A 12,676-nucleotide genomic window follows, 5' to 3' on the forward strand; every position below is an offset into this window, starting at 1 on the left:
TTTGGAGGATATAGTATATGGATTTATTAACGAAAACAAGAAGAATTAATGATATGTTGCAGAACACTGCTGGGCAACCAGTTAACTTTAAGGATATGGCTGAAACACTATGTGACGTCATTCAAGCAAATATATTTATTGTAAGTCGCCGTGGGAAACTATTAGGATTTTCTATCAAACAGGAAATCGAAAATGAAAGAATAAAAAAAATGTTAGAAGATCGCCAATTTCCTGAAGTATATACCACAAACTTATTTAAGATTACAGAAACATCTTCAAATTTAGATATCAATAGTGAATTCACTGCTTTTCCAATTGAAAATAAGGACCTTTTTAATACTGGTTTAACCACAATCGTTCCAATTATCGGTGGGGGAAATAGAATTGGAACACTGATTTTAGCGAGATTGACCGATTCGTTTAACGATGATGATTTAATTCTTGCTGAATACGGTGCTACCGTAGTTGGGATGGAAATTCTACATGAAAAAACAGTGGAAATCGAGCAAGAAGCAAGAAGTAAAGCGGTAGTTCAGATGGCAATTGGATCTTTATCTTATAGTGAATTAGAGGCGGTTGAACATATATTTGATGAGCTAGAAGGAAATGAAGGGTTACTAGTAGCTTCGAAAATTGCTGATCGTGTTGGTATTACTCGTTCTGTCATTGTTAATGCTTTACGTAAACTTGAAAGTGCGGGTGTTATTGAATCTCGTTCATTAGGAATGAAAGGGACGTATATTAAAGTTCTAAATGATAAATTCTTATATGAATTAGAGAAATTAAAGTCGAAATAGAACTGCTATCAAAAAAAATGGGGTCAACATCGATAAGTAAAGATCATTGTCCTTCTATTATGTTCAATGATCTACTCAAGGTGTTGACGCTTTTTTTTGTTTTGATAATTAATATTTTTGAGATCTAATCGAGTGAATTTTATCAACCTAAAAACTAAACTATATTTAGTTGGAAGAGTGAGGTACCAACTAGGTATAGTATTTTATTCGTGTCGAATTGTAATTGTGAGTAGATTTAATTAGGTTAGTTTTATTATACCCATTAGATCAGTTTTATTTCGCACTAAAAATTACAGAATATAGATGAGTAGAGGAAACAAATGTAGGACTGGAGATAAAGTTGAACTATCATCAGCTTTCACCGGTGAAAGTTATTCTATATCGGACCTTAAGGGGCAGGTAATCCCCCACCTAAACTTCTCGATTTTCTTACGTTTTGAGGTGGGGGTCTTACTGCCCCTTAAGTGTGGGATAAAGCTAATAAGCTTCACAAATAGGAAAGCTTTCCTGATGAAAATGAAGCACTAACTAATAAACTTTATCTAATGGAAGTTTATTAGTTAGAAAAAAGTAGGATTTTCTGTAGCGAATTTATGTATTTTCATTTATAGTAAATAGTAACTACCGTTAGACAAGTTTTGTCAAAATAATACATTTTTAAGTTTTTTTTTGTTGTGTTTTCTATACGATTATTTTATCACACTCTTAAAAGGCATTAAGTCCCCACTGATTGAAGTTTAGCTTAATAAAATGGAAAATTGTTTTCCTTAATTAATATGTTAATGAGATGTATAATGAGTATAAGGGTATGTAAGGGTATGTAAGATTACCGGTACTTTCTGCTCGAGATCTCGTAGGTCTTTGGTTGGGAAAGTTAGACAAAACAAAACAACATTAGACAAAAAATGATTATTTATATACAATACGATTTGAGTAGATTTTATAATAACAGCTTTACTATATAACAAGCGTATTTTAACTGGGAGGAGAATATGAAGCTTTTTTCTAATCCACAACAACAACTGCTAGAACAATCGCTACATGCTGCTTCTTTGCGGCAAAAAACGATTTCTCAAAATATAGCGAATGTAGACACACCAAATTATAAAGCGCAAAAAACTGTTTTTAAACATCAATTGGACCAGGCAATTGATGGGCAGCGCTTGCAAGCTTACCGAAATGATGAGAGACATTTTGAGTTTGGTTCACAGAAAAACAGCAGCAAAGCTGCAGTTGTCGCTCGTCATCAATCCGTTTTTAATCACAACGGTAATAATGTAGATATTGAACATGAAATGGCAGAAATGGCTAAAAATCAAATTTATTACAATGCTCTAATTGAACGTATAAATGGAAGGTTTAATAGTATCAAAACTGTTATTGGAGGTGGGAGATAACAATGACAATTTTTCATGGATTTAATACGACTGCTTCTGCTCTAACCGCACAGCGCTTAAGAATGGATGTTGTCGCTTCCAATATGGCAAATGTAGATACAACTAGAGGAAGATTTGTTAATGGCGAATGGGAACCATATCGAAGGAAAATGGTTGTAATGGAACCGAACGAAAATCGTTTTTCTTCACATTTATCAAAGGCGATGGGGAGACAGAGTCAACCTGGAAATGGTGTAAAGGTGAGGCAAATTGTTGAGGACCAAACGCCTTTTAAGCTAGCTTATCAACCAGATCATCCAGATGCTGACGCAGAGGGCTATGTCAGGTTACCAAATGTTGATCCATTAAAAGAAATGGTTGATATGATGAGTGCGACTCGTTCTTACGAGGCGAATGTAACAACGTTAAATGCCACAAAAAATATGTTAATGAAAGCTCTAGAAATAGGAAAAGGATAAAGGGGGAAAAGTAATTGAATCCAATTTCTGTAAGGCCTAATTTTGTTATGGATATTCAGAGAGCTGAAACACAAAGGAAACTTACTCCTCATGAAGCGCAAAACAGCTTTAAAACGGCCTTAAATGAAGCGCTACATAAAGTAAATGATGCTCAACACGCATCGCAAAAGGCAACGGATAAGTTAGCTCGAGGAGAAAGTATTGACTTACACGAAGTAATGATTACTGCTCAAAAAGCAAGTATCACCTTACAAACAACAGTAGAAGTACGCAATAAAATTGTAGAAGCTTATCAAGAGATTATGAGAATGCAAGTTTAATTGAAGTAAGACGATTGAATTTTTTATTAAGTGAGTGTAAATCATTAATCCCAAAACAGCTGCGCATAAATCTATATGGATTTACGAACAGTTCACCACTAAATATAGTAACTTAGTGGTGAGATTAAATAATGAAATATGAAATGCATTTAAGTAAAAAGTAGTAAACAAATTCTTAAATTCAGAGTAATAGCTTAGGAATTCGCCAGGAATACTTGGCGATAAAATGTTTAATATTATTACTCTATTAAATATAAGAAAGATGGGATTAGTGAAGTAGGAGGGCGCATGGACGAGAAAATCACACTTTATAAAGAAAAAATAATTAATTACTGGACCGGACGAACCAATGTCCAAAAAGGGATGATTGTCGGTTCTTTCCTACTACTTATAGTTCTACTTATCCTTGTCTCAATGCTAGGTTCACGTACCAACTTAGTACCGTTGTATACAAACTTATCATTTCAAGAAACTGGAGAAATCAAAGCACAATTGGACTCTAGGGGGATTCCTTCAGAAATCTCTGCTAATGGAACAAGTATATTAGTTCCGGAGACACTTGTTGATACTTTAAAAGTAGAATTAGCAGCAGAGGGAATTCCTAAAAGTGGTAGTATCGACTATACGACATTTAGAGATCGAATGGGCTTTGGAATGACTGATAATGAATTTAATATTATGGAACGTGCGGCTATGCAAACAGAACTAGCTAATTTGATAAAAAGTATTGACGGTGTTCAACATGCCCAAGTTATGATCACATTACCAGAAGAAAGTATTTGGGTTTCTAGTAGTGATCAAACAGCTTCAGCTTCTGTTCTATTAAATATTCGACCTGGATATCAACTAGATCAGTCACAGATTAGAGCATTGTATCACCTTATTTCAAAGAGTGTTCCTAAACTCCCTATTGATAATATCGTCATTATGAATCAAATGTTTGAGTATTTAGAGTTAAAAAATGAAAATATGATTGATTCGACACTTACAACATTTGAACAACAACGATCTATTCAACGAGAAATTGAGCGTGATCTCCAACGGCAAGTACAGCAAATGTTAGGTACGCTAGTAGGAAGGGATAAAGTAGTAGTTACGGTTACAACCGATATTGATTTTACGAAAGAAAATAGAGCTGAAGATTTAGTTGCGCCAGTAGATGAAGAAAACATGTCTGGTTTAGCAGTAAGTATTGAACGAATAACAGAAACTTATAGTGGTGAAGATTTTCAAGATGGTGGAATTGCTGGTACAGGTGAAACAGATATTCCGGGTTATCCAGGTATAGCGGGAGCTGGAGCTGGAGATTACGAACGAGTTGAAGAGCGGATTAATAATGATGTAAATAGAATTCGTCGTGATATTGTAAGTAGTCCGTATCAAGTTAGAGATATCGGAATTCAAGTTATGGTAGAACCACCTATTCCGGAGGATCTAAATTCATTGCCACCTGAACTATTAAATGATATACAACAAATTTTAAGTACTATCGTTAGAACAAGTATCTCAAAAGATGTAGTTGATCAACTGACACCAGAGCAAATAAACGAAAAAGTATTTGTTTCATCGCAAAGTTTTGACGGTAAAATTGTATTTGAAGAGATAGTTGAGACTCAAATTCCGTTTTGGTACTACATTGTTGGCGGACTTATTCTTTTAATTATTCTATTAATCTATTTATTAGTACGTAAAAATAAAAAGGAAGATCCAGTAATTGAACCAGAACCAGATATGGTGAGTTTTGATATCCCAAATATTAATGAAGAACAAGAAACAGAAGAAAAAGCCCGTAGAAAACAACTAGAAAAAATGGCAAGGGAAAGGCCTGAAGAATTCTCAAAGCTTGTTCGAACATGGCTATCTGAAGATTAAGGAGGCAACTGTGTGGTTAGCAAAAGAAAAGAGTTAACTGGTAGAGAAAAGGCAGCGATTCTTCTCATCTCCTTAGGGCCTGATGTATCTGCTCAAGTTTACAAACATTTATCAGAAGAAGAAATTGAAAAATTAACCCTAGAAATTGCTGGCGTTCGTAAGGTAGAGTCAACAATGAAGGAAGAAATTATTGATCAATTTCACCAATTAGCAATGGCTCAAGATTATATTACCCAGGGTGGAATCGGTTATGCAAAAAATGTTTTAGAGAAAGCACTTGGTGAACAACAAGCGATGGAAATCATTAGCCGCTTAACATCAACTCTTCAAGTAAAACCTTTTGATTTTGCAAGAAAAGCTGACGCTGGCCAAATATTAAATTTTATTCAAAATGAACACCCACAAACAATTGCGTTAATATTGTCTTATTTAGAGTCTGTCCAAGCTGCACAAATTTTATCTGAGTTACCTCAAGAAATGCAGGCTGATATTGCAAAGCGGATTGCGTTAATGGATAGTACCTCACCAGAAATTATTAATGAGGTAGAAAACATATTAGAGAGAAAACTTTCAGCTACAGTAACGCAAGACTATACGAAAACCGGTGGAATTGAAACAGTAGTGGAAGTATTAAATAGTGTAGATAGAAGCACAGAAAGAACGATTTTAGATGCACTAGAAATTCAAGATCCTGAACTGGCTGAAGAAATCAAGAAACGTATGTTTGTATTCGAAGATATTGTTACACTTGATAATCGTTCAATTCAACGTGTTATTAGAGACGTAGAGAATGAAGACTTACAACTTGCATTGAAAGTTGCTAACGATGAGGTCAAGGAAGTCGTCTTTAAAAACATGTCACAACGAATGTCCGAAACGTTTAAAGAGGAAATGGAGTTTATGGGCCCTGTACGTTTACGTGATGTTGAAGAGGCTCAAACAAGAATCGTTTCAGTAATCCGAAGACTTGAAGAAGCGGGTGAAATTGTCATTGCTCGTGGTGGAGGAGATGATATTATTGTCTAGAGTGATTAAGTCATCTTTTGTCAATAATACAAAGTCAGAAAAAAAAACGATTGGTTTAAAAAAGGTTATTACAAATGAAAACGATGGTGCTATTGTTGTATCTGAAAACCAAGATACTATAAGGGCTAAATCAGCAGAGGATGAACTTGAAAAAGTAAGGTTGGAAGCTGAAAAGCTATTAAGTGATGCTCAGTTAGAATATGAGCGTGTTCAACAAAAGATCAATGAAGAAATTATCGAGAGCCAAAAAAGGGCAGAGGAGTTATTTAAACAAGCTGAAGAAAAAGGTTATAATGAAGGATTCCAACATGGACTTCATGAAGGGCAAAGACAATACGAGACTGCTATAGAAGAAGCAAAAGATATAGTTACTTCTTCAAGGAAAGATTATTTCCATCGTCTTGAGGAAGCAGAGCCAGTTATTGTTCAATTAGCCATAAAAGTTGCTGAAAAAATAATTTCTGAATCTCTTGAGAACAACCAAGAGATTTGGCTTTCAATCGTTAAGGATGTCATTAATGAAGTTAGAGAACAGGAACATGTGAAAATCTATGTTCATCCACAATGCTTCGAATTAACTTTAAATCATAAAGAAGAACTGCGCTTATTATTACCTAATTGTGAGAATTTATCAATTTATCCGGATCTCCATCTTGAAGAGAATGGTTGTACAATTGAAACACCTTATGGAAAAATAGATGCATCAATAGACAGTCAGTTAAGTGAAATTAAGTATGCACTGCTTGAAAAACTAAAGGAGATGGGTGGTTATGAAAGCAGCTAGCTTAATAAGTGAAGTAACTACAATTAACTCCTACAAACATTTTGGTAAGGTATCACGTGTTGTTGGGTTAACCATCGAATCAAAAGGACCACAAGTTTCTATTGGTGAACTTTGCTATATCATTATTGGAAAATCACCAAAACGAAAAGTAATGGCTGAGGTTGTAGGTTTTCGTGATGAGAAAGTACTTCTAATGCCGTTTACGACTGTACATGAGATTAGTCCAGGGAGTCTTGTAGAGGCCACAAAAAAGCCTCTACAGGTGAAGGTTGGTACTGAACTAATCGGACAAGTTGTCGATGGATTAGGCCAACCTTTGGATGGTAAGCAACTTCCTAAAGGTTTAACAGCATTTCCGACGGATAATAACCCACCAAACCCTCTGCAACGGCCAAGGATAAAAGACCCATTAAGTTTAGGAGTTCGTGCTATTGATAGTTTATTTACTGTTGGTAAAGGACAGAGAATGGGTATCTTTGCTGGAAGTGGTGTAGGTAAGAGTACGTTAATGGCTATGATTGCTAAAAATTCCGATGCAGATATAAATGTTATTGCATTAATTGGTGAACGTGGGCGAGAAGTACGAGATTTTATCGAAAGAGACTTAGGGAAAGAAGGTCTTAGTAGAACAATTGTAGTTGTTGCGACCTCCGATCAACCAGCTTTGATGAGAATTAAAGGTGCCATGACAGCGACTGCTATTGCTGAGTATTTTAGAAATCAAGGACAGAATGTTACGTTAATGATGGATTCTGTAACTCGCTTTGCCATGGCGCAGCGAGAAATTGGCTTAGCAATCGGTGAGCCTCCAACGACAAAAGGTTACACACCGAGTGTTTTTGCGTATTTGCCAAAATTATTAGAACGTTCAGGTACAGATGAACATGGTACAATTACAGCTTTTTATACAGTTCTCGTAGACGGAGATGACATGAATGAACCAATTGCTGACGCAGTACGTGGGATCTTAGATGGACATTTAGTTCTCGATCGCAAGTTGGCTAATAAAGGTCAATTTCCGGCTATAAACCCATTAAAGAGTATTAGTCGTGTAATGAATGATATTATTGGTCAAGACCATCGTCTCGCAGCTGATCGACTACGTCAATTATTAGCTACCTATACAGACGCCGAAGATTTAATAAATATCGGAGCATATAAGCGTGGGACGTCCCGAGATGTAGATGAAGCTATTCTTTCTTACCCAAAAATTATTTCATTTATTAAACAATCAACCGAAGAAAAGGTATCCTTTAATGAAGCTGTTCATGTGTTACTCAATGAATTTAAGAAAGGAGATTAATGATGTCCTTTCAATACACGCTACAAAAAGTATTAGAAGTAAGAGAAAATGATAAATTAGTCGCTGAAAAAGAGTTTGCTATAGCTACAAGGCAGTTTGAAGAAGCGGCAACACGATTGTATGAGTTGCTTAAAAAAAAGGAAGATTATGAAAAACATTATAATAATCGGATTGAAGCAGGAATTCCTATTTTTCAAATCCAACAGTCATATTCTCTCTTAACACGACTGCAAGAACAAATTGATCAATTGCAGTATACGACACAAAAAGCTAGGGAAAATATGAATAGAAAGCAAAATCTATTAGTAGAAAAGTCTGTAGAACTAAAAAAATATGAAAAAATGAAACAAATAAAATATGAAGAGTATTTAGAAGAAGAAAAACGTTTAGAAAACACATTGATGGATGAAATCTCCGTTCAACTGTTTGTGAAACGGTGAAATTAGGTGAAAGCATTGAAGAACACTGAACAAAAATATAGTAAATTTCAATGGTTTGTTATGGTAATCTTTATTCCAATTATGTTTGCTATCTTGTTATTCAGTATTATTTTAAGTTTTATGGGAATTAGTGTTGTAGATCAAGCAAAGCAAGTGGCTTCGAATATCCCTGTCTTATCTAATTATGTAAAAACAGAAGACCAAATAATTGCTGAAGAAGAAAAGGCTAATATAGATGAATTAATGGCTATTATTAATGCCCGTGAAACTGAGTTGTCTCTATTGGAACAAACATTATCAACAAAAGAAGAAGAAATACTATCATTATTAAATGAAATTGAGATACTAATGGGGCAACTTGAAGAAAAAAAAGAAACACAACTAGAAGTAAAAACAGAATATATAGAAATAGCAAAGTTATACGAAACTATGTCTGCAAAAAATGCAGCAAATATACTAACTCAACTTTCTGGTGATGAAGCAGCAATTCACTTATCTTTTATTAAAATTGATGCAAGGGCAGCGATATTAGCAAAAATGGCTCCAGATAAAGCTGCTGAATTAATTAGTCTATTAAGTGATAACTAAGAGTTAGGTCTTTGAAAGGAGGTGAAAAAATGAACGCTATTAACTTTTTACAACAACGGGTTAATTCTCAGTCTACACAAAGTAGGCAGAATGTATTCGATAAGAATGAGAATAAAGCATCGTCGTTTATTGATTCATTAAATGGTGCTTTAGGTAAAAAAGATCTTAAATACCCTATAAAAGATGAAGGGCATTCAAACTTGAGTAATAATTCTTTAGCAAAAATCATAGAAGGTCTCGGATTAAATAACACAATTTTGGACATAGACAAACTATCCTATCCCTCCTTTCTTGAGTTAATGGAAACTTTACCAATTGAATTGCAGTTTGAAATTGAACAATTACTTGAACGTAACGTCACATTAAATGATATTTTATCAACAGACGAGCATATACAAAACCCAGCCCATATTTTGGTGCTTCTTATGAGTTTAGATCGTTCCGACGAAGATACATCTAATCAGATCATATCAAGGCTACATTCTCAATTAGATAAACTTTTACAAATGGAAAAATTACCGAATTCTTTGCAAGCAATGTCTGCAAAGGATAAAGAAGAATTAATGAGATTGTTACAGGGAGAAAAGTACAACTTTGATAGGAAGCAGTTGCTTTCGTCTGCATTTTCAAGAGCATCTATAGATGGATTATCGTCTAGCTCAATTGCACTTGGTATATCTGGCCAAGCACCACTTAATCCTGTACAGCAATTTGTTTTACATGTCGGAGAAAATCGCGGAAATCAACAAACTGTAGATCAGTTTATACGTCAATTTCAAAAGATAGTAGGAAAAAGTACGTTGTCACAGTTTCCAAACGGTTTAAATCAATTATCAATTAAGCTTTTTCCTGAGCATTTAGGAAGGCTTGATGTAAAATTAATTCAACAAAACGGTAGCATAGTGGCTCAGTTAATGACTACAACCCAAGCGGCTAAACAAGCAATTGATTCTCAGTTACATCATTTAAGACAAGCTTTCTTAGCACAAAATATCCAAGTAGAAAAAATTGAAATAACTACACAACATCAACAGCAATCTCTTAATCAATCGGACAGAGAAACGCAAGAAGAAAGAAACAATCAACAACAAAGTCGTCAACGAGAAGAGAATGATAATAATGAAGAAGAGATCGTTTTTCAAGATTATCTTGAAGATGAAGTCTTTAATATGAAAATTTAAGGTGGTTGTATGATAAATTCCGTAAACCAGAGCTTATTCTTATCTGATCGACAAAATGAAAGAAAAACAGGGCAAGGAACTCTAGACCAAGACGCTTTTTTGAAAATTTTAATAACACAATTACAAAACCAAGATCCGTCTAATCCGATGGAGGATAAAGAATTTATTTCACAAATGGCTAATTTTTCAAGTCTAGAACAAATGACTCAAATGAATAAAACTCTAACCAATTTTATAGAGATGCAAAAAGACAGTCATTTTCTTTCTCATAGCCAGTTAATTGGTAAGGAAATTAAGTGGGAGCAAGTTGTAGCGGATACACATGGAGAATCGACCGTTAGAGTTCATGATAGCCTCGTAACAGCGATAAAATTTCAAAACGGGAAGACTAGATTAATTTTAGAAGGTGGGGAAGTAATAGATACGGTTCAAGTTATTCACATTGCTAGCCCTAATGAAAAGAGTAAAAATAATTCGGAGGTGTAAAGATGGATAAACGAATTCAATCTCATCACCTACACCAACTTCCAAAACCAAGAGTTATGACAAAAGGGCAAGGACTGACTACAAAATCCTTTAAGGATATGCTTAATGCTCAAATTAATTGTGATGGAAAACTTAAAATTAGTAAGCATGCCGAAAAAAGATTGCAGGATCGAGGAATTACGATCGAACCATCAAAATGGTCACAAATTTCAGCTAAGGTCGAAGAAGCAAAGGCAAAAGGGGTTCATGAATCACTAGTTATATTAAAAGATGCAACATTAGTGGTTAGTACTAAAAATAATACAGTTATCACAGCTTTAGATCGTGGCGAATCAAAATCACAGATTTTCACGAATATTAATGGCACAATTATTATTGAATAGGCTGGACCGAAAAGGAAGCCTTAGACTGTGGACCGATTGAAGCAGTCATTTATGAGAGGAGAAAAAAGATGATACGTTCAATGTACTCTGGTATCGGTGGAATGAAAAACTTTCAAACAAAGCTTGATGTTATTGGGAATAATATTGCCAATGTAAATACATTTGGATTTAAAAAAGGTAGAACTACGTTTAAAGATTTAGTTAGTCAGCAATTGTCTGGTGCTAGTAACCCAACTGATAATAGAGGGGGAACAAACCCAAGGCAAATTGGATTAGGTGGCACGCTAGCTACAGTAGATACAGTACACACACAAGGAAGCCTACAAACAACAGGAAGAGCACTAGACTTAGGGATTTCAGGAGACGGCTTTTTCATTGTAAATAACGGGAACCTGTCGTACTATACTCGTGCCGGAAACTTTTATTTAGACCGTCAAGGTACATTAGTGACTGCTGATGGATTAAAGGTTCAAGGGTATCGTCCTGATCCGGTTACTGGCGATGTTGATTACAATGATTTTGGCGATCTACAAATCCAAGCTGGAAATGTTATTCCACCTGAAGCTACTACAGCAGCAAGTTTTAATGGGAATTTAAATTCGGAAGCAACAAATGGTGCAGAGGTGATTGTTCGATATAATGTGATCGATTCGTTGGGAAGTGTTCATGAAATTCAAGTAACTTTCCAAAAAACACCAGCTAATAACAGCTGGACTTACTCAATAAATGCTCCTGGTATGGCGAATGTGACTCAACCAGCCGGTGCACTAGGTATCCAATTCAATGAAAATGGGGCAGTAACAAATCCGTTAGATCCTACTAATATTACCGTTCAACCAGGAAATGGTGCAAATCCAATTAACTTTACTTTAGATCTATCAATGGTCACTCAGTTTGCAGGATCAAATACTGCTGATTTAGCTGAAATTAATGGTAATTCTGAAGGATTTTTAGAAAGCTTTAACATTTCACAAACAGGTGAAATAAATGGAGTATTTACAAACGGCGAGGTAAGAGTATTAGGACAAATTGCTACAGCGATTTTCAATAATCCCGGGGGATTAACAAAGTCAGGTGATAATCTATACCAAGTTTCTAATAACTCAGGTATACCAAATGTTGGGGTTGCTGGAGAAGCAAGAGGTGTAATTGCAGGAAGTACCCTTGAAATGTCCAATGTAGACTTATCTGAAGAGTTTACTGAAATGATCGTGGCTCAACGTGGTTTCCAAGCAAATACGAGGATTATTACAACCTCAGATGAAATCCTCCAAGAGCTTGTTAACTTAAAACGATAAATGAAACTAATCATGTAGAAGGAAAAACTTTTGTTAAACTTTTTCTTTCTGCGTGTTAGTACATATTTTAGTAAGGAGGAATAGGTCTAGAATAATGTTTGCTAGCCCTTAAATAATTCGAAAATGATAAAGTTAACTAGATTAAACGGCCATTCGTTTATATTAAATGGTATATATATTGAACAAGTCCAGTCTTTTCCAGACACGACAATAACTCTAACAAATGGTAAAAAAATTGTTGTGCTAGATTCAGAGGAAGATGTTATGCTGAAAGTGACAAATTTTTATCAAAAAGTTGGGATTGCTAAACTAGTCAACGACGACCCGAGGGAGGTTGACTAAT

The 12,676-nt window shown here is 35.0% G+C and carries 15 protein-coding genes; all 15 read left to right on the forward strand.

Annotation, left to right across the window (positions count from 1 at the left end):
- Positions 1-17: 17 nt before the first annotated feature.
- Positions 18-797: a GTP-sensing pleiotropic transcriptional regulator CodY gene (gene codY, locus BKP45_RS19895; protein WP_071390905.1), complete on the forward strand. Its 780-nt coding sequence runs from the start codon at positions 18-20 to the stop codon at positions 795-797.
- A gap of 992 nt (positions 798-1,789) precedes the next feature.
- Positions 1,790-2,194, forward strand: a complete 405-nt coding sequence (gene flgB, locus BKP45_RS19900) for a flagellar basal body rod protein FlgB (RefSeq protein ID WP_071390906.1) — start codon at positions 1,790-1,792, stop codon at positions 2,192-2,194.
- Between the two features lie 2 nt (positions 2,195-2,196).
- Positions 2,197-2,652 (forward strand): flagellar basal body rod protein FlgC, encoded by a 456-nt coding sequence (flgC, locus tag BKP45_RS19905; RefSeq protein WP_071309768.1) that lies wholly within the window; start codon positions 2,197-2,199, stop codon positions 2,650-2,652.
- Positions 2,653-2,699: 47 nt separating this feature from the next.
- Positions 2,700-2,972: a flagellar hook-basal body complex protein FliE gene (fliE, locus tag BKP45_RS19910; RefSeq protein ID WP_071391045.1), complete on the forward strand. Its 273-nt coding sequence runs from the start codon at positions 2,700-2,702 to the stop codon at positions 2,970-2,972.
- 288 nt (positions 2,973-3,260) lie between these two features.
- Complete coding sequence (fliF, locus tag BKP45_RS19915; RefSeq protein WP_071390907.1) at positions 3,261-4,844, forward strand: flagellar basal-body MS-ring/collar protein FliF; 1,584 nt, start codon at positions 3,261-3,263, stop codon at positions 4,842-4,844.
- 12 nt (positions 4,845-4,856) lie between these two features.
- Entirely contained in the window at positions 4,857-5,870 is a 1,014-nt protein-coding gene (fliG, locus tag BKP45_RS19920) for a flagellar motor switch protein FliG (RefSeq protein WP_071390908.1), read from the forward strand.
- Position 5,871: 1 nt separating this feature from the next.
- The gene (fliH, locus tag BKP45_RS19925) at positions 5,872-6,654 is read left to right on the forward strand and encodes a flagellar assembly protein FliH (RefSeq protein ID WP_245747578.1); all 783 of its coding nucleotides are present in this window, start codon (positions 5,872-5,874) and stop codon (positions 6,652-6,654) included.
- Positions 6,641-7,957, forward strand: a complete 1,317-nt coding sequence (gene fliI / locus BKP45_RS19930; RefSeq protein ID WP_071390910.1) for a flagellar protein export ATPase FliI — start codon at positions 6,641-6,643, stop codon at positions 7,955-7,957. Before fliH ends, fliI begins: the two co-directional genes overlap by 14 nt.
- A gap of 2 nt (positions 7,958-7,959) precedes the next feature.
- Positions 7,960-8,397 carry a flagellar export protein FliJ gene (fliJ, locus tag BKP45_RS19935; RefSeq protein WP_071390911.1) on the forward strand — a complete coding sequence of 146 codons (438 nt, stop codon included), beginning with the start codon at positions 7,960-7,962 and terminating at the stop codon, positions 8,395-8,397.
- A gap of 6 nt (positions 8,398-8,403) precedes the next feature.
- Positions 8,404-8,985 (forward strand): MotE family protein, encoded by a 582-nt coding sequence (locus tag BKP45_RS19940; RefSeq protein ID WP_169824146.1) that lies wholly within the window; start codon positions 8,404-8,406, stop codon positions 8,983-8,985.
- A 29-nt stretch (positions 8,986-9,014) separates the two neighbouring features.
- Positions 9,015-10,166, forward strand: a complete 1,152-nt coding sequence (locus BKP45_RS19945) for a flagellar hook-length control protein FliK (RefSeq protein ID WP_071390912.1) — start codon at positions 9,015-9,017, stop codon at positions 10,164-10,166.
- A 9-nt stretch (positions 10,167-10,175) separates the two neighbouring features.
- Positions 10,176-10,652 (forward strand): flagellar hook assembly protein FlgD, encoded by a 477-nt coding sequence (flgD, locus tag BKP45_RS19950; protein ID WP_071390913.1) that lies wholly within the window; start codon positions 10,176-10,178, stop codon positions 10,650-10,652.
- 2 nt (positions 10,653-10,654) lie between these two features.
- Positions 10,655-11,035 (forward strand): TIGR02530 family flagellar biosynthesis protein, encoded by a 381-nt coding sequence (locus tag BKP45_RS19955; protein ID WP_071390914.1) that lies wholly within the window; start codon positions 10,655-10,657, stop codon positions 11,033-11,035.
- A 68-nt stretch (positions 11,036-11,103) separates the two neighbouring features.
- Positions 11,104-12,333, forward strand: a complete 1,230-nt coding sequence (locus BKP45_RS19960) for a flagellar hook protein FlgE (RefSeq protein WP_071390915.1) — start codon at positions 11,104-11,106, stop codon at positions 12,331-12,333.
- Positions 12,334-12,456: 123 nt separating this feature from the next.
- Positions 12,457-12,675 (forward strand): flagellar FlbD family protein, encoded by a 219-nt coding sequence (locus BKP45_RS19965; protein WP_071390916.1) that lies wholly within the window; start codon positions 12,457-12,459, stop codon positions 12,673-12,675.
- Position 12,676: the final 1 nt, after the last annotated feature.

This window comes from Anaerobacillus alkalidiazotrophicus, from assembly GCF_001866055.1.

What these genes read in the sequence shown, in the direction of transcription:
- codY (WP_071390905.1), top strand. Translation starts at nt 18, where the DNA reads ATGGATTTATTAACGAAAACAAGAAGAATTAATGATATGTTGCAGAAC.
- flgB (WP_071390906.1), top strand. Translation starts at nt 1,790, where the DNA reads ATGAAGCTTTTTTCTAATCCACAACAACAACTGCTAGAACAATCGCTA.
- flgC (WP_071309768.1), top strand. Translation starts at nt 2,197, where the DNA reads ATGACAATTTTTCATGGATTTAATACGACTGCTTCTGCTCTAACCGCA.
- fliE (WP_071391045.1), top strand. Translation starts at nt 2,700, where the DNA reads ATGGATATTCAGAGAGCTGAAACACAAAGGAAACTTACTCCTCATGAA.
- fliF (WP_071390907.1), top strand. Translation starts at nt 3,261, where the DNA reads ATGGACGAGAAAATCACACTTTATAAAGAAAAAATAATTAATTACTGG.
- fliI (WP_071390910.1), top strand. Translation starts at nt 6,641, where the DNA reads ATGAAAGCAGCTAGCTTAATAAGTGAAGTAACTACAATTAACTCCTAC.
- fliJ (WP_071390911.1), top strand. Translation starts at nt 7,960, where the DNA reads ATGTCCTTTCAATACACGCTACAAAAAGTATTAGAAGTAAGAGAAAAT.
- BKP45_RS19945 (WP_071390912.1), top strand. Translation starts at nt 9,015, where the DNA reads ATGAACGCTATTAACTTTTTACAACAACGGGTTAATTCTCAGTCTACA.
- flgD (WP_071390913.1), top strand. Translation starts at nt 10,176, where the DNA reads ATGATAAATTCCGTAAACCAGAGCTTATTCTTATCTGATCGACAAAAT.
- BKP45_RS19955 (WP_071390914.1), top strand. Translation starts at nt 10,655, where the DNA reads ATGGATAAACGAATTCAATCTCATCACCTACACCAACTTCCAAAACCA.
- BKP45_RS19960 (WP_071390915.1), top strand. Translation starts at nt 11,104, where the DNA reads ATGATACGTTCAATGTACTCTGGTATCGGTGGAATGAAAAACTTTCAA.
- BKP45_RS19965 (WP_071390916.1), top strand. Translation starts at nt 12,457, where the DNA reads ATGATAAAGTTAACTAGATTAAACGGCCATTCGTTTATATTAAATGGT.